This window comes from Sporolactobacillus sp. BBK16-2 (assembly GCF_059878335.1).
In genome coordinates this window covers 1,764,954-1,783,818 of record NZ_CM187611.1, presented here as the reverse complement: position 1 = coordinate 1,783,818, position 18,865 = coordinate 1,764,954, and the positions used below count along the sequence as shown (strand labels likewise).

Genomic DNA, 18,865 nt, shown 5'->3' with positions numbered 1-18,865 from the left:
TTATTAGATGAACCATTAAGCTATTTGCATGTTTCTTTTCTAAACGGTAAGATTAGATTAAATTTGTCGCCACAATTTGCATCATTGCAACGAATTTGATCAATGGAGTGAATCTAATGTCTAAAAAAAAGAAATTTGCATTTGCCGCCGCACTGACAGGAGCTGCCGCCGCTGCAGTTACTGCAGGTATGTACTTGCGGCAGGAAGCAGCGAAGCGTAAGCCATTTGAAATTGAAGAAATGACTTTAACAGGAATGCAAAAAGCGTTGAAACTGGGACAAGTTACTTCTAAGGATCTTGTCCAAATGTATCTTGACCGCATTGATCTGTTTGATAAGAAAGGGCCGATGCTTAATTCAGTATTAGAATTGAATTCGGACGCCTTGCACGAAGCTGAGGCATGCGACGTCAAAAGAACGGTAACTCCTGACGTCGGACCATTATTTGGAATCCCGGTCATCGTTAAGGACAATGTGAGTACTTCAGGGAAAATGCACACAACGGCAGGTTCTGTTGCGCTTAAAACAAATCATGCTTCAGAGGATGCCTTTGTTATTAAACAGTTGAAAAAAGCTGGTGCCATTATTCTCGGAAAGGCAAATTTGACTGAGTTTGCTAACTTCATTACTGAAGGCATGCCTAACGGCTACAGCTCTTTAGGTGGACAAGTCCGAAATCCTTATGGTGCTGCTTTTGATGTAGGAGGTTCGAGCAGCGGGACAGCCTCGGCAGTTGCCGCAAATTTGGCAGCAGTCGGTATAGGTACAGAGACATCAGGTTCAATTATTTGTCCTGCCGCCTATAATTCGGTGGTCGGAATTAAACCAACGATTGGTCTTGTCAGTCGCAGCGGAATTGTGCCGATCTCTCACAGTCAGGATACGGCCGGTCCCATAGCAAGGACCGTTCAAGATGCTGTACTTCTCCTAAATGTCATTACAGGCATCGATGAAGAAGATGAGGAAACAATCTGGAGTCAAGGTGATGTTGCGAAGGATTATTCAGTATTCTTGAAACGAGGTGAATTGAAGAATGCTCGATTAGGGATTGATCGACGTTATTTGGATTCGGTTAGCGACGAAAAGGCAGAAATTATAAATAATGCCCTTGACTTAATGCGTGAAAAAGGAGCAGTAATTGTTGATCCGGCGATTATTCCAGCAACAGACACACTAGAAGAACGCAAATCTTCAGTCATGATTCGAGAATTCGCCTATGACATGAATCAATATCTTGAGAAGCTTGCCGATGACGTACCCGTTCATAGCATCTCTGAACTCATTGCATATAATAATGAACATTCAGATGAGGCATTGAAGTATGGGCAAACAATACTTGAAAGAGCAGACGAACTCAGTGGTGATTTAGGAGAACGTCAGTATCTGTCTGATCGTGCGGAGGATTTGCGCCTTTCACGCAAGGAAGGCATTGATGCAGTGGTTAAAACACGGAAATTGGACGCACTGATTTTTGCTGATTATCAAGGATCGGATATTGCAGCAAAAGCCGGTTACCCATCCATCACGGTCCCAGCGGGCTATACAGCAAAAGGCGAACCGATAGGTATTACCTTTGTCGGTATGGCGTATAGTGAACCGAGATTAATTGAACTCGCTTTTTCATTTGAACAGGCAACGCAACATCGCGTGAAACCAACGTTATAATTGGCAGGCAAAACCTTTGAAATTTATGTCCGCACAGGTGCTCGATTTTTATTGGGCACCTTTTTTTTATTCGCGAATATACATAAGTGGGCTGGATGAGGAGGTTATGTTATGTCAAAGGGAGAAGGCATGCAAACGATGAATCAGGTGCGTTCAGCAGTTCAACGCGCTCATTTTATGGGTTCTTGCATTAAAGTGCTTTTGGACGAGGCGAAAACAAAACGAGAGCGCCAGGAACTGCTCACGCTTCAAAATGATGAAGTGAGAATCGAAGAAGGATTTTGTACAATCTATGAATTATTGAGCGGTGAAAAGCCGCAGATTGAATGGGGTACCGGAGATCGGCAGCCAACTACTTATCTTGAAGGATTGCGTCATTGTATTGAACAAGAATTGAATAATGCTGAATTCTATAGAAAAGCAGGCGATACAATCTCAGATGCAGATCTGCGCACACGTTTTTACAGTGCTGCACTTGATGAACAACGACATGCAGCCTGGCTTCAATATTTTTACCTTCTCTATAAGTAGTCGCGGATCCAAAGAAAATAAATTAGTAGATGAAAAAAATATCGCCATGAGATTGAGCGGCGATGTTTTTTGATTCTCCGAATTTATCTTTTTGCTGAAGATGTTTGCAGAAGTACAGGTGATCTCCGAGCATGGAGTGTTGCTGATACTGTAAAAACAAGTAATCCGAGCCAAATGAATGAAAACGATAGAAACTGAATAAAATGAAATGACTCTTTATACACTACGACACCAATAATTAATTGCATCGTTGGTGTAATGTATTGAAAGAATCCTACCATGGTTAATGATATTCGCTGAGCGCCTTCTGCAAAGAAAAGAAGCGGTACGGCTGTTACAATACCGGTTCCAATTAGAAGAGCAGTCGTCAGCCATGTTCCAGTGCCAAAGGCAGCCGATCCGGATTGTTGAAGATAAACAAGATAGATGAGTGCTGCCGGAACGATGAACAGGGTTTCGAACGTCAATTCCAATGATGGTGCAATATGAATCATTTTTTTTGCGAGTCCATAAAAACCGAATGATAAAGCCAGTGTTAAGGCAATCCAAGGAACTTGGCCAAAATTTGCTGTCTGAATCACCACACCTGCAGCAGCGAGTAAAAAAGCGACTAATTGCCATATAGTCAGTCTTTCTTTAAGGAAAATAATACCGAGAAGGATGCTGATCAATGGATTAATGTAATACCCCATGCTGGATTCAATGACATGACCATTATTTACAGCCCATATATAGACAAGCCAATTAATCGTAATCAACACAGAAGCGACAAAAACAAAGAGCAATAGTTTAGGATTTACGGATAGCTTCCTAAGTTGTATCTTAAAACGTCCAAATGAATGTGTAACAGCGAGCAATAAGAGCATGAAGATCAAAGACCAGAAAATGCGGTGTGCTAAAATTTCTAAAGCAGGTATTTGGTGGATGGGTATCCAATACAAAGGAAACAGCCCCCACATGAAATATGCCGATAACGTGTAAATGGCGCCTATCTTAGTTTCTCGATTATTCATAAAATTGTTGAGCAGAAAGCCGAAGCTATTGCTGAACCCTCACTTCCCTTCTAAAATAATTCAGATCATCATGCACACCTAACAAAGCATCTTTATATTTTATCGACTTTTTTCGTTGTTGACTAGAGGTCTGCTCAAATGAGAAATAGATAACCCTAACCTAATTACTTATGGATTGTCTATCTTATCTTCTATCGGCAGTTTCTCTGTGAATTTTGCCGGTCCAACATCATTTTGCGCGAATCCTTCGCCAAACACTTCGTGGACATCGTTAACTGTAACAAATGCATCCGGGTCGAACTCATGTATCAAGCTCTTAAGGCGGAAGACCTCATTCCGACTGACAACGCAGTAGAGCACGTTCATTTTTCTTCCGGTATAGCCGCCTTTTCCATCCATAAGGGTTACACTTCGGTCAAGCAATTTGATAATTTGGCTGGCCAGAAGATCGCTCTTCTTAGAAAAAATCATGATTGCTTTCGCTGAATAAGCCCCCTTTTGAATCATATCAATCATTTTTGCTCCAACGAAAACGCCGACTAAGGTGTACATCATTTGCCTGTAATCTAAATAGCAAAGTGAAAGTACGATTACTGCTGCATCGATGACGAGCATTGTCTTACTCATTGCCCATCCAAATTTTTTATGCGTAATACGTGCAACAATATCGGAACCTCCGGTTGTTCCTCCATACCTAAAAATAATACCGAGTCCTCCGCCGATAAAAGCACCAGCAAAGAGTGCGGCAAGAAATAAATCGTGACGCAACGAGAAGTCAAACGTTATCCAATGCTGAAATACCAAAAGAAAGAATGAGAGCGAGAATGTACCTATCAGCGTATAGATGAATTCGTTACGCCTGAAGAATCGCCAACCCGCGAAGAACAACGGAATATTTAATACAATATTGCTAATTGCCGGATCGATGGACATCAAATTATATAATATAAGGGTCAGACCAGTAACGCCGCCTTCAGCCAGCATATTTTTCATATTAAAGTTGACAAGCCCAAAAGCATAGATGGCTGCGCCAAGTAAAATAAATAATATATTCTTTGTTTTAAGATTCAGTTTCATCATGCACACAACCTTTCTGTATTACATCGCAATCTATATCATACGGTTTACTTGGTGATACTTCAATATGTCTCCGTGTACAAAACAGTGAACATCATATGCTCCCCATTTTCTCAACAGGAAAACAATGGTATAATCCAACTGAAATTCGTTTTAGATTTTGGCTTCTTGCCGAAATTCCGTTAAAATAGGAAAAGAGAAGCAGGGGTGAATACATTTGAGCGAACAAAAGACTTTGGAAAACTTACAAAAAGAAGTTGATGCGTATATTGGGCAATTCAAAGAAGGCTATTTTTCTCCGCTTGCATTAACGGCACGTCTCACTGAGGAATTGGGTGAGCTGGCAAGAGAAGTCAATCATTATTATGGTGAGAAAAAGAAAAAACCGACCGAAGCAGAAAAGACGGTGGAAGAGGAACTTGGTGATCTTCTGTTTGTTGTGATCTGCATGGCGAACAGCTTACATATTGATTTAGGACAGGCTTTAACAACTGTATTGGATAAATTTCAAACCAGGGATAAAGACCGGTGGACGAGAAAAACGGACGAAGGGATGAATGAACAGTGACAGAAAAAAAAGAAATTCGAGTGGCTGTTGCCGGACCGAGAGGCCGCATGGGTTCGGAAACGATTCGTATGATTGTTCAGGCTTCAGAACTTAAATTGGTGGCTGCTGTTGACCACGGCCATGATGGAGAGCAAGTTGCAGATGTAACAGGAATTGTCGGATTGGAGGGCCGTGTGTATACGGATATTGATGCATGTTTCTCTAATGAGAATATTGATGTACTGATCGACTTTACGAATCCGGAATCGGGCAAACATAATTTGCAAAAAGCAATCGACTATGGCGTTCGTCCGGTGATCGGCACTTCTGGATTTACAAATGATGAGGTAGAAAGCTATCGAAGACAGATGGATGAGAAAAAACTTGGCGGCATCATAGCACCTAATTTTGCCATTGGTGCTGTTCTGGTCATGAAATTTAGCCAAATGGCGGCAAAATATTTTCCAGATGCAGAGATTATTGAACTGCATCACGACAAGAAAAAAGACGCGCCTTCAGGTACCGCAATTAAAACAGCCGAATTAATGACAAAGACGCGTACGGCTAAGAAACAGGGTGCACCAGATGAGAAAGAAACACTTCCCGGCGCACGCGGTGCGGACTATGAAGGCATGCGCATCCACAGTGTACGACTGCCCGGATTAATTGCACATCAAGAAGTACTTTTCGGAGGAAAGGGAGAATTATTGACATTACGCCATGATTCTATGGATCGAGCATCGTTTATGACTGGTGTGCATTACGCCGCAACAACGGTCATGGATCTCGAAACGCTTGTCTATGGACTCGAAAATATTCTCGACTAAACCAACCATGAAACGGTTAAGGAGTGAGCAGAATCATGAACATTGCATTAATTGCACATGACAAAAAGAAGCCCGAAATGGTGGAATTTACAACTGCTTATTCGTTTTTGCTTGGACAGCATCAATTGTATGCTACGGGAACAACCGGATTAAAGATTATGGAAGCCACTGGATTAAAGGTACATCGCTTCCAGTCTGGCCCGCTAGGCGGAGACCAACAGATCGGCGCAATGATTGCCGCCAATAATATGGACATGGTCATTTTTCTGCGTGATCCCCTGACTGCCCAGCCGCATGAACCTGATGTGAACGCACTCTTGAGGCTGAGTGATGTTTATCGAATTCCTTTAGCAACTAATCTTGCTTCAGCTGAACTGCTTATGCATGCGCTTAAGCGCGGAGAAATGCATTGGCGTGAATTAATCCATCAGCAACAGGATGACAAATAATTCTAGTTTGCTGATTCTACTAATTAAATGGGGTGTCCCCTTTGACTTTTCCTTTTAATGATGCAGCTTTTATTCTTGATCGCTTACAAGATCATGGATTTGAAGCTTATGTTGTCGGCGGCGCAGTGCGTGATTACCTGCTCAACCGTCCTATTCATGATGTTGATGTAGCAACGTCGGCGCATCCCGCTGACGTTGTCTCTTTATTTAAACGAACGGTTCCAATTGGTATCGACCACGGGACGGTCGCAGTTTTGCACAATGGTCGCAGTTACGAGGTGACAACTTTTCGCTCGGAGTCCGATTATGATGATTATCGTCACCCGAATCAAGTTGATTTTGTTCTTTCTCTTGAAAAAGATCTTATGCGGCGTGATTTTACGATTAATGCTTTGGCAATGGATCAAAATGGTGAAATCATTGATCTTTTCGAAGGAAAGAAAGATATCGAATTGAAACGGATTCGAACTGTTGGACGTGCGGAGGAACGGATTACTGAGGATCCGCTCCGTATGATGCGCGGCATACGATTTGCTTCTGAACTCAGTTTTACGCTTGGCCAAACAGAACGTCAAGCTTTTCGTGAAAAAGCAGATCTCTTGAAGAAAATCTCAATTGAACGGATCAATCAAGAAATGGCGCGATTGCTTGCGGGCAAAGGCGTCATACAGGCACTTGGGCTCCTTTTCGAAACAGATTGTATTTACGTGCTGCCCATGCTTCATCATGCTGACGAAGAAAAAGCTACACGTGTCCATTATTTGGCGCTTCAAACAAATGAGGAGCGTTGGGCAGCATTTTTGATCAGCCAAGGTATTGAGGATGTTCCGGCATTTTCTAAATATTGGAAGTGGTCAAATGATGAAAGACGTCATGTTTTTCAATTGATCAAATGGACAAAACATCGGATGCATAAGGAATGGAATGAAGAATCCATTTATTTTGCAGGTATCCGTGATGCAAGGGCAGTCAATCGTATAATGGTCGCATTGGGTGAGGTTGATGAGCAAGAACTCGACAATCAACAGTGTAAGGCAGAAACACTGTGGCAGAATTGTCCCATTCATTCACGTGCAGGCCTTGCAGCAACGGGCAATCATTTCATAGACTGGTCAGGAGCGAAACCAGGACCATGGCTTGCCAAAACAATCCAAGATCTGGAGCGAGATGTCGTAAACGGCCGCATTAATAACGAGTTGGAGGCGATTCGATCTTGGTTCGACAACCGACAAATCACTCAAAAAAAGCAATCTTGACTCTATTATATGAACACCAGGAGGAGTTTTTATCCGGTCAAAAGATATCAGAATTGATCGGTTGTTCCCGAACTGCGGTATGGAAGCATATTCAATCACTTCTCGAAGAGGGCTTTCTCATTGAATCCGTACAAAAAAAGGGATACAAGCTCATGCAATCTCCGGATGGACTGAATGAGGCTGAGGTCGCCGCGGGTCTTAAAACGAATCGGCTCGGCCGAACGATCTGTTTTTATGAATCCATAGGATCGACACAGAAGGAAGCACTGCGGCTTGCCGACGAAGGCGCTGAAGATGGAACGGTCGTTTTGACTAATGAACAAACGAACGGGCGCGGACGACTTGGCCATACTTGGCAATCTCAGCGTAATACAAACATTGCAATGAGCATGATTCTGAGACCTGGGCTTCCCATTGAAGAAACACCTCAGTTAACATTGCTCACCGCTGTTGCTGCAGCCGATGTGATTGAAAAGGTGACTGGGCTCGCTTGCGGTATTAAATGGCCGAACGATATTCTTTATGATGGAAAAAAGCTTGTGGGCATTTTAACGGAGCTGCAGGCAGAAGCAACCTATGTAAAAGCGGTCGTCATTGGGATTGGCATCAATGTAAACGGCGATCCGTCAAGCCTTCCGGAACCATTGCAGCATGTTGCCGGATCACTCCAATCAATTACGGGAAAAAGGTATGAACTTGCTCCACTCATTCAAAATTTTTTTGAGTCCTTTGAAACGCTGTATACTACTTACCTTCAGAATGGGTTTCAAAGTATTCGCCCGCTCTGGGAGCAGCGTGCTTTGAATTTGGGAAAATTAATTAAAGTGCGTCAACCTGGAGGACGCATATTAGAGGGAATAGCGAGCGGAATAAATAATGAGGGTGTACTGCTTCTGCGGAAAAAGGATGGAACCTTAGCAAAAGTATACTCTGCGGACATTGAATGGGAATGAGTAAAACAGAACCGATCGGCGAAAGTCGATCAGTTTTTTGCTATAATGATAGAGCCGGACGGTTGGATCTTATTCTGGCTGCATTTCTTAGAAAGCAGCACGTAGATCATGGCTGTTCGAGTATCGATTAATTACGTCTGCCATGATCCAATTAAGGACATGGACGGAGGTGCGGGTTTACCTTTTTCAATTCCGTACCCAAGCCTCCTCAAGGACAAGAGGAGGAAACGAAAATGAATGTAGCACATTCAATGCTGCAGCTCGCCGATTCTGCGGCATTAAGAGAATTTGTGAGGAATCAGAAGAAGCTGGGAAAAACGATCGGATTTGTCCCGACGATGGGGTATCTGCATGAAGGACATGCTTCACTTTTTAAAAAAGCGGCAGAGACATCGGATGTTGTGATTGCAAGCTCGTTTGTCAACCCCACACAATTCGGCGAGAACGATGACTACGATAACTATCCAAAGGACAATAAAAGAGACGTGCGGCTTGCTGAATCCTGCGGGGTGAATGTGCTTTTTCTCCCAGAAGTGGAGACCATTTATCCCAATGAACAGCAAGTTACGGTTAAAGTCAATGACAAAACGGATGTTCTATGTGGCAAAAGCAGACCCGGTCATTTTGATGGAGTTGCCACCGTGCTTACGAAGCTATTTACAATCGTTGAGCCGAATTATGTTTATTTCGGCATGAAGGATGCACAACAAGTAGCCATTGTCCACAGTCTCATCAAATCCTTTCATTTTCCAATAAAATTAATAGCCTGCCCGATCATTCGCGAAACGGATGGACTCGCAAAAAGTTCGCGTAATGTGCGGCTGCTCCCTAATGAGCGCAGAGAAGCACCTGAATTATATAAGGGACTTCAGGTTGGGTCAGAAAAAATTCGTAACGGCGAAAGAAATTTCGACCAAATCATTGCTTCTGTCCGCAGATACTATGAATTACATGTGCAATTAGGAGTAATCGATTATATTGAGGTTCTGAATTATCCTGAGTTGACACGTGTTAAGGATAAAATGTATGGCAGAATCATTATTGCTATCGCTGTGCGCTACTCGAATGCTCGATTAATTGATAACGTAACCATCGACTGCGGTCATGATGAAAGCGAGGCGTAAAGTGATGATGCGTCCTTTTTTACGCTGCAAATTACATCGTGCCACAGTCACAGATGCAAATCTAAATTATGTAGGCAGCATTACCATTGATGAGACACTTCTTCAGTCAGTTGACTTGCTTCCTTATGAAAAAGTTCAGGTTGTGAATAATAATAACGGTGCCCGTCTTGAAACCTACGTCATTCCCGGTCCGAGAAATTCAGGCATCATTTGCTTGAACGGAGCAGCGGCGCGGCATGCACAAAAAGGCGATGTTTTGATTATTATGGCTTATGCATATATGAATGACGCTGAAATGAAAAGGCTCAAGCCGATCGTTGCTGTGCTTGATAAAAAAAATCGAATTGAAAGAATATTAAATGAAGAAAAATCGATGGAAGTTTTATAAAATAAAGCATTAAGCAAGATAAATTTGCTTGCATTTCATTGGAAGAATAGATACGATTAATTTGCTGTGAAAACAGTTGAAAAGTCCTTTAAAACTGTTTTTTCAAAAAGATATGCATGTAGCTAAATGAGGAGTATATTTCTCCCTTTAATTTGATAAGAGAGAACAGTATATTCCTGGCGTTATACTAAAGCGGAGACTACACATATGCAGGCTCCGCCTGATACATAAACTGATTCAGGTGATGTTTTGAGAACGGTAAAAACTGTATTGATAACTGTATTAATTGCGATTCTGATCATCGTCGGCATTGGTGCCTGGAAACTTTATTCAAGCAATACCGTCTATCAAAATCAAGCGGCTGCAACCGCATTAAAAAAAGCAAAGCAGTCGTACATTTTTGACCATGTTAAATCGGTAACGTCATTTAACGGTACCGATGCCTATCAAGTCATTCAGGCAAAAAGAAATGGAAATAAGATGTATATTTGGGTACCCGATCATCCGAAAAAAGCTCCGTTCATCGAGCGAGCGGCCAGCTCGGGGATAACTGAAAAACAAGCGATGCAGAAATTGGCCGATCAGCGACTCGATGTAAAGAAAATCATTTCAGTACGTCTCGGTGCGATTAAAGGCAATCCTGTTTGGGAAATTACCTTCCTAAATTCAAAGAATAGCTATAATTATGTATCTTTTTATTTTGATAACGGCAAAGAAGCGCAACGAATTTTGAGTCTGTAAAAGGGCATTCATAAATTTGTGAGCAGTCAAGGGAGGAACAACGAAGATGCAGCTTGCAAAGCGAGTAGAAACGATTACCCCATCAAGCACCTTAGCCATCACAGCAAAGGCAGGGGAACTTAAGGCTCAAGGGTATGATGTGATTGGCCTGGGGGCAGGACAACCTGATTTTAATACTCCGGAATTTATTATTGATGCGGCAATGGAGGCAGCAAAGGCTGGACATACAAAATATACGCCGACGGGCGGCCTACCTGCGCTAAAAGAAGCAATTATCGGCAAGTTAAAACGTGATCAAGACTTTGATTACAACCCATCACAAATTATCGTCGGAAATGGTGCGAAGCATGTCCTTTACTTGCTATTCCAAGCATTGCTCAATCCAGGAGATGAAGTGATTATTCCTGCTCCTTATTGGGTAAGTTATCCGGAACAAGTAAAACTTGCCGGAGGGGTTCCGGTAGCCATTGCGACTACAGAAGAAAAACATTTTAAAATTACAGCGGAAGATTTGGATAAAGCAGCAACAGCAAAAACCAAAGCTTTGATTTTAAATACGCCTAGTAATCCAACAGGTATGATCTACTCGAAAGAAGAACTAAAACCAATTGCAGACTATTGTCTGGAGCATGACATTTTAATTGTTTCGGATGAAATCTATGAAAAGCTTGTTTATAACGGCAATACATTTTATTCAATCGCGCAGTTGTCTGACGCGGTAAAAAGTAACACTGTTATCATCAATGGTGTTTCTAAATCTCATTCCATGACCGGTTGGCGAATCGGCTATGCTGCAGCAGATGCAAAATTAATTAAAGCCATGACAAATGTTGCTAGCCACAGTACGTCTAATCCGACTTCAATATCACAATATGCTGCGATCGCTGCGTATAATGGACCGCAGGAAAGCATTGAGACCATGCGCCAAGCATTTGAAAAACGCTTGAACATTGTGTATCCGCGGCTTGCGGCACTTCCCGGGGTATCCTGCGTCAAGCCTCAGGGGGCATTCTACTTGTTTGCAAATATTCGTAAAACAAGTGATGCGTGCGGATTCGCAAGTGTTAGTGATTGGTCTGCGGCGCTTTTGGATGAACAAAAGGTGGCCGTTGTACCCGGTGCGGGTTTCGGAATGCCGGACTACATCCGCCTTTCCTACGCGACTTCATTAGAGAATCTTGAAAATGCGCTTAAACGCATTGAACTATTTATAAAAAAACATACAAAGTAATCGTGCAGAGTTGAACGGGGGTCACGAGAGAAAATGAAAGCAACAATTTCTGAAGTGAAAAATTATATTGGTAAAGAAGTGACGATTGGATCCTGGCTTGCTAATAAGCGTTCCAGTGGCAAAATCCAATTTCTGGAACTTCGTGACGGAACTGGATTTATTCAAGGCGTTGTCTTAAAGAATGAGGTTAGTGACGAAGACTGGGAACAAGCAAAAGAACTGACTCAAGAAAGTTCCCTTTATGTCACTGGTACAGTACGTGAAGACAAACGTGCACCAAGCGGTTTTGAGCTCACAGTCACTTCCCTAGAGACCATCCAAATTGCTCAAGAGTATCCAATCACGCCAAAGGAACATGGCGTAGAGTTTTTAATGGACCATCGTCATCTATGGCTGCGTTCAAGTCGGCAGCATGCAATTTTACGCATTCGCGATGAAGTTATTAAAGCGACATATGATTTTTTCCATGATCATGGGTTTATTAAAGTGGATCCGCCGATTTTAACGGGTAGCTCTGCTGAAGGAACTACGGATTTATTCCATACTAAATACTTTGATCGTGATGCTTATCTCTCACAAAGCGGTCAGTTATATATGGAAGCAGCTGCAATGGCTTTCGGTAAAGTATTTTCATTCGGTCCTGCATTTCGAGCAGAGAAATCGAAGACAAGACGGCATCTCATTGAATTTTGGATGATTGAACCGGAAATGGCGTTCTGTGACCACGAAGAAAACTTGAAAGTTCAAGAAAACTATGTCGCTTATCTTGTTCAAGAAGTATTAAAAAATTGCCAGTCGGAATTAAAGGCAATTGGCCGTGATACGACCAAGCTTGAAAAAATTAAAGCTCCATTTCCACGGATTTCCTATGATGATGCCATTGATTTTCTAAAAAAAGAGGGTTTCGAAGATATTGAATGGGGCGACGATTTCGGATCACCTCATGAAACAGCCATTGCCGAACACTTTGATGTGCCCGTATTCGTTACTGAATATCCAACCAAAGTTAAAGCCTTTTATATGAAGCCAGATCCGAACCGCGATGACGTGGTTCTCTGTGCGGATCTGCTTGCACCGGAAGGATATGGAGAGATTATCGGGGGAAGCCAGCGTATCGATGATCTGGAGTTAATGAAAAAGCGCTATGAAGATTTCCATCTGACAGATCCATCATACAAATGGTATCTGGAACTGCGTCAATATGGTTCTGTGCCGCATTCTGGTTTTGGTTTAGGTCTTGAACGAGCAATCGCATGGATTTGCGGACTGGATCATATTCGTGAAACGATTCCGTTCCCAAGGTTACTAAACCGGATTTATCCTTGATTCAATGGTGAATAAATTATTTATTTGTTAAGAGGCTTGGAGATCCATTTCCTGGCCTTTTTTGCTGTCTTTGGCATTGAATGCAAACATTTCATTGATCAATGACGTGATTCATCAATCAATACTGATCCATGCTATAATGAACCATGAGGTGTCGCTAATGGATATGGAATTCATGCTGAAACTAGTCGAAACCGGGAGTGTTAATGTACCATCCTTGCTGATTGAACATTATCATGACATAGGTTTAAACGAACAAGAATGTATGATGCTGATTCAAGTGCATTCTTTTATTTCTAAAGGTGATGATTTCCCTACCTTTGATGATTTGTCGAGGCGTATGACGTTAAATGAAACAGCCTGTGCTGATTTGCTCAGAAGTCTCATCCAAGGGGGCTTCTTATCTATTGTACAAAAAAATGATCAGCAGCTGTATGCAGAGGCCTATTCGCTTCACCCACTATGGGAGAAGCTGCTGCGGTCTGCCTATGGAAAGACAATTGATTCTCCGACAAAAAACGGCGAAGATACATTGTATACTTTGTTTGAATCAGAATTCGGACGACCTTTATCGCCGATTGAGTGTGAGACACTTGCGATGTGGATGGATCAAGATCGCCATTCACCTGCGTTGATTAAAGGAGCGCTGCGGGAAGCCGTTGTTTCGGGAAAGCTGAATTTCCGATATATCGATCGAATTTTATTTGATTGGAAAAAGAACGGAATTAAAACACTTGATCAAGCAAAAGCACACGGCGACAAGATACGTAGTCATCAGCAGCATTCGACGAATACTGCACGCAATATTAATGATGTGCCGAAAATGCCAACCTATAATTGGCTGGAAAAACGCGAGTAAGGAGGGACCTGTGCTGAATCAGACTCAATTTGACTTCATCATGAAGACGATTGCGGACATGTTCCCCAACGCGCATTGTGAATTGAATCACAGCAATTCTTTTGAACTTGCCATTGCGGTCATGCTGTCCGCACAGTGCACTGATGCACTGGTCAATCGTGTAACCCCATCACTGTTTCAAAAATACCATGAGCCTGAAGATTATCTCGCTGTTTCAGTTGAAGAACTTCAACACGATATTCGTTCAATTGGTCTCTACCGAAATAAAGCAAAGCATCTCCGACAAATGTGCCAAATGCTCATTGAAGATTACGGTGGTGTTTTGCCGAGGACTCGTGATGAACTCATAAAACTGCCCGGTATCGGGAGAAAGACCGCGAATGTGATTGTGTCAGTCGCTTTTGGAGAGCCAGCACTCGCCGTCGATACGCATGTTGAAAGAGTGACGAAACGGCTTGGTATTTGTCGCTGGAAAGACAGTGTTCTTGAAGTGGAAAAAACGTTAATGCGCCGCTTGCCTCGAGAAAAATGGTCGGAAACGCATCATCGGCTTATTTTTTTTGGCAGATACCACTGCAAAGCACAGCATCCTAATTGTCCTGAATGTCCATTATTAGATGTATGCCGTGAAGGAAGGAAAAGGATGAAAAGAGGAGAGGGAGACTTTGGAAAAATCACTACAGAAACTTGAAATCCCGGAGCCTTTTCGTGTATCACCTTTTTATAAGAATCAGCAGCTGATTGAGTCCGCTTTTATAGAAGAAGAGGTTACGTTTCAAATACCGTTCCTGTATGATCTTTGTTATTATGCAAATCCGCAAATTCTTCCAGTTTGGCCATGGAATAAAGAAGAAAATTACTTTCATGAGTATTGGATGAAGCAAAGAGAATCTATTCGAGAGCTGTTTCATATTCGAGAGCAGAAAAAGGCAAAAGATCCCATGCTGCTATCTATCTCTGCCTTTATTGACCAATTGTTCTGGTCAACTGGACATTCAGTTAATACATTGAACAGTCAGCAGTTGTTTCTGGGCATTCAGTTGCTGCCTTTCGCGCCATTAAACATTGAGGAGAGACTTAGCTATCTGCTTAGTCAACCGGATCGATATCTTTCGTTTGTCCAACTCGATGAATTGGAACAGGAATTTACAAAGAAGCGTTCTTCTTATTTAAGACGGCATGAATCAAATCAATCGTGATTAAGATTAAAATTTTGATAAGTCAATTAAAAAAAGTTAAAAAAAGGACCCATCGATTTTTTCGATGGATCCTTTTTTTACGGTGTTGTGCTTGGTGCTGTGCTTACTGCAGAACTTTCCGGAGCTGATGAAGCAGGCTGTTCAGAAGACGATTCCGGAGGTGCTGATGATTCAGGCATCGATGATGAACTGCTTTCACTGCTGCTTTCAGGCGGTACACTTGAACTGCTGCTCTCAGGAAGTACGGATGAACTGCTTTCACTACTGCTTGATGAATCAGGGCTGCTGGCATCTTCTGGTTTACTTTCCGCTTTATTATAGTGATTCGTAATTGTCGAATTCTTAACAGCCAGTTCTCCATTACTAAGATTGGTAACCGAATTCGGTCTAGTGAAGTCCGGAGCACCAACCATGTATTGAGTCATAATCGCCTTAAAGATACTCTTGGCATAGCCCTGTTCATTCGGTCCTAAATATGATCCGTAGTTTTTGTCGCCTATTTTGGTTTTGTCCGCGTTATAACCTGTCCATACGGCCGTAGTCAATCGTGTATTATAGCCGACAAACCAGGAATCCAAAGCACCTCTTGATCGTCCATTACCATTGATTTTAAACTGATCAGCATAGTCGCTCGGAATATTTGTTGTCCCTGTTTTCCCGGCAAGGTTTGCTCCGGGAATATTGGCACTGATACCGGTGCCTTTTGTCATCGTATCTTTGAGCATGTCGGAAATCATAAATGCTGTGTAATCATGCATCGCAACATGGCGCTTATGATCAAGTTGAATGACTTCACCGTCAGGTTTGACAATTTTTCGAACCGCATAAGGCTGATTGTAAATACCGTTATTTCCATATGCTGCATAAGCAGCAGACATTTGTAACGGATTAGAAGTGAAAGATCCGCCGCCAATTGAGTAGCTTTCACCCAAATCTTTAAGTACACTGTTGGTAAATCCAAGCTTTTCAGCAAATGTACGGATACTTTTTGTACCTCCAAGAGCTTGATCCACTTCCTGAAAGGTTTGCAGAGCCGGAATATTTCGAGACAGATACAGCGCTTTGCGAATGGTCATTTTCCCAAGTGTTTTTCCGTCCCAATCGTTAATTTCCTTGCCCCAACTATATTTAATATCCTTTGAGTCATTGACCTCATAGTCAGTCGGCCACTTTAAATACTCAATAGCAGGGCCGTAATCCATGATCGGTTTCGCTGTTGATCCAATATTTCTTTTTCCTTTATAGGACCAGTTTGTATATAAATATTTATAATTTCTTCCGCCGCCAAGTGCGCGAATTGCGCCAGTTTGCGTATCAATTACTGAAACACTGGCATTGAAATTGTTCTGTACATTTGGATAGTTTTGTTTGTTATTCAGTACATCTTGTGTCTGAGTTTGAATTTCAGGATCCAGCGTTGTGTAGATTTTCAGGCCGCCGGAGTTGAATTCTTGCTCAGTGATCACTTTCTTAACATCAACGAGTTCATGACGCACATAATCAAGAAATGCACCGTATTTTCTGTTGCTCACTGGAACAGTGCGGTGGCCTTTGGTCATTTGCTTCATGCTCACAGCCTTAGCTTTCGCTGCTTCATCTGCTGTAATTGCTTTATTTTGAACCATCAAATCTAAAACTAAATCGCGTCGTTCTTTAGCTTGTTCCGGATGTTTAATCGGATCGTAATAACCGGGATTTCGGGTCATTGCAGCCAGCATTGCAGCCTGTTCCAGTGTCACATTTTTAATGTTCTTGCCAAAATAGCGTTCGGAGGCTGCGGCAACGCCATAAGTAGGGCCGCTTCCTAAATAAATCTGATTTAAATACATTTCCAGTATTTGTTTTTTTGTATATTTTTTCTCCAGTTGAATGGCAAGATACATTTCCTGAATCTTACGCGTAAAGGTCTTGTTTTGAGTCAGCATCGCATTGCGAACCACCTGCTGTGTGATCGTGCTGGCGCCTTCTGATTTATATCCTTTCGTAAACTGAGCGATGCCGGCACCAAAGATTCGGATCGGATCAATTCCAATATGCTTGTAAAAACGTACGTCTTCTGTAGAAATATAAGCGTCTTGCACCGTCAAAGGAATTGAATCAATACTCGCATATGTTTTATGCTGCCCCGAGTCGACAGTAGTCGCCTTTTTCCCATTTTGATCATACATAACAGACGATATTGAATTATGCAGTGCATTTTCATTTAACTTTGGCGCATCTTTAATAACTGCGAGAACAAAGATTATTCCAGCAAGAATTAAAAATAAAAATGTGAGAAGAAGGATGATAAAAATCCGTTTTACCCAGTGCTTTTTACCGCCGCTTTTCTTTTTATTCTTCGGAGCTTTGTTATTGCTTTTTTGTTTCTCTTGTTCGGCTGCACGCCGTTTTTCCATTCGTGTATGGTATTCAACCATGATTGATCCTACCTTTCCAAAAAAACCTGTCCCATGGTTTACGTTTCATAGTATTCGATTGTTCCCATAGATTATGACCAGCTCAAAAATATACCTTTTTCACGACCCGAAGGTAATCAATTCGAGGAAGATAGTTTTGGGGAATCAGGTGACCATGATCCTGAAATAACAGTTTTGGAATTGACTTTCTGCCGCCGATTAAGGAGGCATCCCAATAGGCTGCCAGAAAATCGGCATCGAGCAGGAATGTCTCTGAACTCTGCGTAAATTTAACGATAATAAAACCGATTCCTCCATGGCGCTTAATTCGTTTCATATGCTCAACTTGATGGGCATGAAAATTCTTTAAAGGAATGTAGTGGGCGTGTGTGGTTTCCTTAGCTTCAAAATCTATGTATTTTCCTCTATATATACCATTGTAGTCAGTGGTCGATGCTCGGCGAAAATAGGCTTCGGTAATCTTCGCAGCGCTTCGTTTTGGATAGTCCACATGAACAATTTGAATCGGCGTTGGTTTTTTGTAAATCACTGCCTGGTCGGTCTCGATATAATAGCGGTTCGTAACATTCAGATCTTCTTCCAAAGTCATGCCGCGATGTCCATAAGCGACTTCGGAATCCGTCTTTTTATCAAATGATCGTTCTTGGCCTCTATAAGGTTGTCCATTCGGATAAAAGACGGTCATGAGCTGGAAACGCTCCCTTCTGGTATTTTCGTAGATTAGCTGGTTTATGACAGTTAAGTTCTTAGAACAGTATACCAAAGTCCGCATGAAAGAGGTTAGTTTTCTCGTTTTTTACGCGAGTCTGCACAACAAAACGCACTATTTCACTAGTTTTGCAGGATTGGTTCTAGTTTTGTCGATCATGCAGGGAATCTGAATGACACAGGGAAATCCTTCTCATGACACTCATTGAGAGAAGGAATCCTTATGGACGAACAGAAGGGAATTTCAATTAAGAAAATGGACTTTACAGTTGATTATTTAACGATGCAGCTCGATCAGATTGAAAACAAGATCATCCGCAAAAATGAAGCGATCATTGGCGGACATCTCGATTTTTGCAGAGAAAAACTCGCAAAATCTGAGAAGAAAATACGCAAAGTCGATCAATTATTAACTAAGGCTGCCAGAGGCACAGGTATCTATTACTCGCTCCAACTGGAAAATGTTCTATTTGGGACAGCGACGGAGAAGAAGCCGTCAGCTAACGAAAGCAGCAAGCCGTGGCAAGCGCAAACAAAACGATTGCTGGGTTAATA

General features: G+C 42.1%; 20 protein-coding genes. 16 read left to right on the top strand and 4 right to left on the bottom strand.

Annotated elements, in window-relative coordinates; genetic code table 11:
- The first annotated feature begins 116 nt into the window (after positions 1 to 116).
- Complete coding sequence (locus AC6F33_RS08890) at positions 117 to 1,664, top strand: amidase family protein (RefSeq protein WP_500777005.1); 1,548 nt, start codon at positions 117 to 119, stop codon at positions 1,662 to 1,664.
- A gap of 111 nt (positions 1,665 to 1,775) precedes the next feature.
- The gene (locus AC6F33_RS08885; protein WP_255746607.1) at positions 1,776 to 2,195 is read left to right on the top strand and encodes a ferritin-like domain-containing protein; all 420 of its coding nucleotides are present in this window, start codon (positions 1,776 to 1,778) and stop codon (positions 2,193 to 2,195) included.
- An 83-nt stretch (positions 2,196 to 2,278) separates the two neighbouring features.
- On the opposite strand, the gene rarD is transcribed toward AC6F33_RS08885, so the two are convergent.
- Both rarD and AC6F33_RS08875 read right to left on the bottom strand, forming a co-directional pair.
- The gene (rarD, locus tag AC6F33_RS08880; protein WP_255746605.1) at positions 2,279 to 3,208 is read right to left on the bottom strand and encodes an EamA family transporter RarD; all 930 of its coding nucleotides are present in this window, start codon (positions 3,206 to 3,208) and stop codon (positions 2,279 to 2,281) included.
- 168 nt (positions 3,209 to 3,376) lie between these two features.
- Positions 3,377 to 4,285, bottom strand: coding sequence for a YitT family protein (locus AC6F33_RS08875; protein WP_500778149.1), 909 nt, complete (start codon positions 4,283 to 4,285; stop codon positions 3,377 to 3,379).
- A gap of 217 nt (positions 4,286 to 4,502) precedes the next feature.
- Between AC6F33_RS08875 and AC6F33_RS08870 the strand changes: the two genes are divergently transcribed.
- The 13 genes from AC6F33_RS08870 to AC6F33_RS08810 all read left to right on the top strand — a co-directional run bounded on the left by AC6F33_RS08870 (position 4,503) and on the right by AC6F33_RS08810 (position 15,185).
- Positions 4,503 to 4,853, top strand: coding sequence for a nucleotide pyrophosphohydrolase (locus AC6F33_RS08870; protein ID WP_500777004.1), 351 nt, complete (start codon positions 4,503 to 4,505; stop codon positions 4,851 to 4,853).
- On the top strand, positions 4,850 to 5,659 hold the full coding sequence (gene dapB, locus AC6F33_RS08865) for a 4-hydroxy-tetrahydrodipicolinate reductase (RefSeq protein WP_500777003.1): 810 nt from the start codon (positions 4,850 to 4,852) through the stop codon (positions 5,657 to 5,659). The genes AC6F33_RS08870 and dapB overlap by 4 nt, the downstream gene beginning before the upstream one ends.
- Positions 5,660 to 5,694: 35 nt before the next feature.
- Positions 5,695 to 6,108: a methylglyoxal synthase gene (mgsA, locus tag AC6F33_RS08860; RefSeq protein WP_255746599.1), complete on the top strand. Its 414-nt coding sequence runs from the start codon at positions 5,695 to 5,697 to the stop codon at positions 6,106 to 6,108.
- Between the two features lie 41 nt (positions 6,109 to 6,149).
- The gene (locus AC6F33_RS08855) at positions 6,150 to 7,364 is read left to right on the top strand and encodes a CCA tRNA nucleotidyltransferase (protein WP_500777002.1); all 1,215 of its coding nucleotides are present in this window, start codon (positions 6,150 to 6,152) and stop codon (positions 7,362 to 7,364) included.
- Positions 7,322 to 8,317, top strand: a complete 996-nt coding sequence (locus AC6F33_RS08850) for a biotin--[acetyl-CoA-carboxylase] ligase (protein WP_500777001.1) — start codon at positions 7,322 to 7,324, stop codon at positions 8,315 to 8,317. Before AC6F33_RS08855 ends, AC6F33_RS08850 begins: the two co-directional genes overlap by 43 nt.
- A gap of 251 nt (positions 8,318 to 8,568) precedes the next feature.
- Entirely contained in the window at positions 8,569 to 9,441 is an 873-nt protein-coding gene (gene panC / locus AC6F33_RS08845) for a pantoate--beta-alanine ligase (protein ID WP_500778148.1), read from the top strand.
- A gap of 4 nt (positions 9,442 to 9,445) precedes the next feature.
- The gene (gene panD / locus AC6F33_RS08840) at positions 9,446 to 9,829 is read left to right on the top strand and encodes an aspartate 1-decarboxylase (RefSeq protein ID WP_500777000.1); all 384 of its coding nucleotides are present in this window, start codon (positions 9,446 to 9,448) and stop codon (positions 9,827 to 9,829) included.
- 249 nt (positions 9,830 to 10,078) lie between these two features.
- The gene (locus tag AC6F33_RS08835) at positions 10,079 to 10,570 is read left to right on the top strand and encodes a cell wall elongation regulator TseB-like domain-containing protein (RefSeq protein WP_255746595.1); all 492 of its coding nucleotides are present in this window, start codon (positions 10,079 to 10,081) and stop codon (positions 10,568 to 10,570) included.
- 46 nt (positions 10,571 to 10,616) lie between these two features.
- Positions 10,617 to 11,801, top strand: a complete 1,185-nt coding sequence (locus AC6F33_RS08830) for a pyridoxal phosphate-dependent aminotransferase (RefSeq protein ID WP_255746594.1) — start codon at positions 10,617 to 10,619, stop codon at positions 11,799 to 11,801.
- Positions 11,802 to 11,834: 33 nt separating this feature from the next.
- Positions 11,835 to 13,127 carry an asparagine--tRNA ligase gene (asnS, locus tag AC6F33_RS08825; protein ID WP_500776999.1) on the top strand — a complete coding sequence of 431 codons (1,293 nt, stop codon included), beginning with the start codon at positions 11,835 to 11,837 and terminating at the stop codon, positions 13,125 to 13,127.
- A 160-nt stretch (positions 13,128 to 13,287) separates the two neighbouring features.
- The gene (locus AC6F33_RS08820) at positions 13,288 to 13,986 is read left to right on the top strand and encodes a DnaD domain-containing protein (protein ID WP_500776998.1); all 699 of its coding nucleotides are present in this window, start codon (positions 13,288 to 13,290) and stop codon (positions 13,984 to 13,986) included.
- 10 nt (positions 13,987 to 13,996) lie between these two features.
- On the top strand, positions 13,997 to 14,677 hold the full coding sequence (gene nth / locus AC6F33_RS08815; protein ID WP_500776997.1) for an endonuclease III: 681 nt from the start codon (positions 13,997 to 13,999) through the stop codon (positions 14,675 to 14,677).
- Positions 14,652 to 15,185, top strand: a complete 534-nt coding sequence (locus AC6F33_RS08810; RefSeq protein ID WP_480947350.1) for a YpoC family protein — start codon at positions 14,652 to 14,654, stop codon at positions 15,183 to 15,185. The genes nth and AC6F33_RS08810 overlap by 26 nt, the downstream gene beginning before the upstream one ends.
- Before the next feature lie 77 nt (positions 15,186 to 15,262).
- Here the strand turns inward: AC6F33_RS08810 and AC6F33_RS08805 are convergent, their stop codons facing one another.
- Positions 15,263 to 17,602 carry a transglycosylase domain-containing protein gene (locus AC6F33_RS08805; RefSeq protein ID WP_500776996.1) on the bottom strand — a complete coding sequence of 780 codons (2,340 nt, stop codon included), beginning with the start codon at positions 17,600 to 17,602 and terminating at the stop codon, positions 15,263 to 15,265.
- A gap of 82 nt (positions 17,603 to 17,684) precedes the next feature.
- Complete coding sequence (gene recU / locus AC6F33_RS08800; RefSeq protein ID WP_255746585.1) at positions 17,685 to 18,287, bottom strand: Holliday junction resolvase RecU; 603 nt, start codon at positions 18,285 to 18,287, stop codon at positions 17,685 to 17,687.
- 246 nt (positions 18,288 to 18,533) lie between these two features.
- Between recU and AC6F33_RS08795 the strand changes: the two genes are divergently transcribed.
- Positions 18,534 to 18,863: a hypothetical protein gene (locus AC6F33_RS08795; RefSeq protein ID WP_500776995.1), complete on the top strand. Its 330-nt coding sequence runs from the start codon at positions 18,534 to 18,536 to the stop codon at positions 18,861 to 18,863.
- Positions 18,864 to 18,865: the final 2 nt, after the last annotated feature.

Excerpts from the sequence above, each read along its gene's own strand:
- mgsA (WP_255746599.1), top strand. The coding sequence starts at position 5,695 with ATGAACATTGCATTAATTGCACATGACAAAAAGAAGCCCGAAATGGTG.
- panD (WP_500777000.1), top strand. The coding sequence starts at position 9,446 with ATGATGCGTCCTTTTTTACGCTGCAAATTACATCGTGCCACAGTCACA.
- AC6F33_RS08890 (WP_500777005.1), top strand. The coding sequence starts at position 117 with ATGTCTAAAAAAAAGAAATTTGCATTTGCCGCCGCACTGACAGGAGCT.
- rarD (WP_255746605.1), bottom strand. The coding sequence starts at position 3,208 with ATGAATAATCGAGAAACTAAGATAGGCGCCATTTACACGTTATCGGCA.
- recU (WP_255746585.1), bottom strand. The coding sequence starts at position 18,287 with ATGACCGTCTTTTATCCGAATGGACAACCTTATAGAGGCCAAGAACGA.
- AC6F33_RS08820 (WP_500776998.1), top strand. The coding sequence starts at position 13,288 with ATGGATATGGAATTCATGCTGAAACTAGTCGAAACCGGGAGTGTTAAT.
- AC6F33_RS08885 (WP_255746607.1), top strand. The coding sequence starts at position 1,776 with ATGTCAAAGGGAGAAGGCATGCAAACGATGAATCAGGTGCGTTCAGCA.
- AC6F33_RS08875 (WP_500778149.1), bottom strand. The coding sequence starts at position 4,285 with ATGAAACTGAATCTTAAAACAAAGAATATATTATTTATTTTACTTGGC.
- AC6F33_RS08795 (WP_500776995.1), top strand. The coding sequence starts at position 18,534 with ATGGACGAACAGAAGGGAATTTCAATTAAGAAAATGGACTTTACAGTT.
- asnS (WP_500776999.1), top strand. The coding sequence starts at position 11,835 with ATGAAAGCAACAATTTCTGAAGTGAAAAATTATATTGGTAAAGAAGTG.
- AC6F33_RS08805 (WP_500776996.1), bottom strand. The coding sequence starts at position 17,602 with ATGGTTGAATACCATACACGAATGGAAAAACGGCGTGCAGCCGAACAA.
- panC (WP_500778148.1), top strand. The coding sequence starts at position 8,569 with ATGCTGCAGCTCGCCGATTCTGCGGCATTAAGAGAATTTGTGAGGAAT.
- AC6F33_RS08830 (WP_255746594.1), top strand. The coding sequence starts at position 10,617 with ATGCAGCTTGCAAAGCGAGTAGAAACGATTACCCCATCAAGCACCTTA.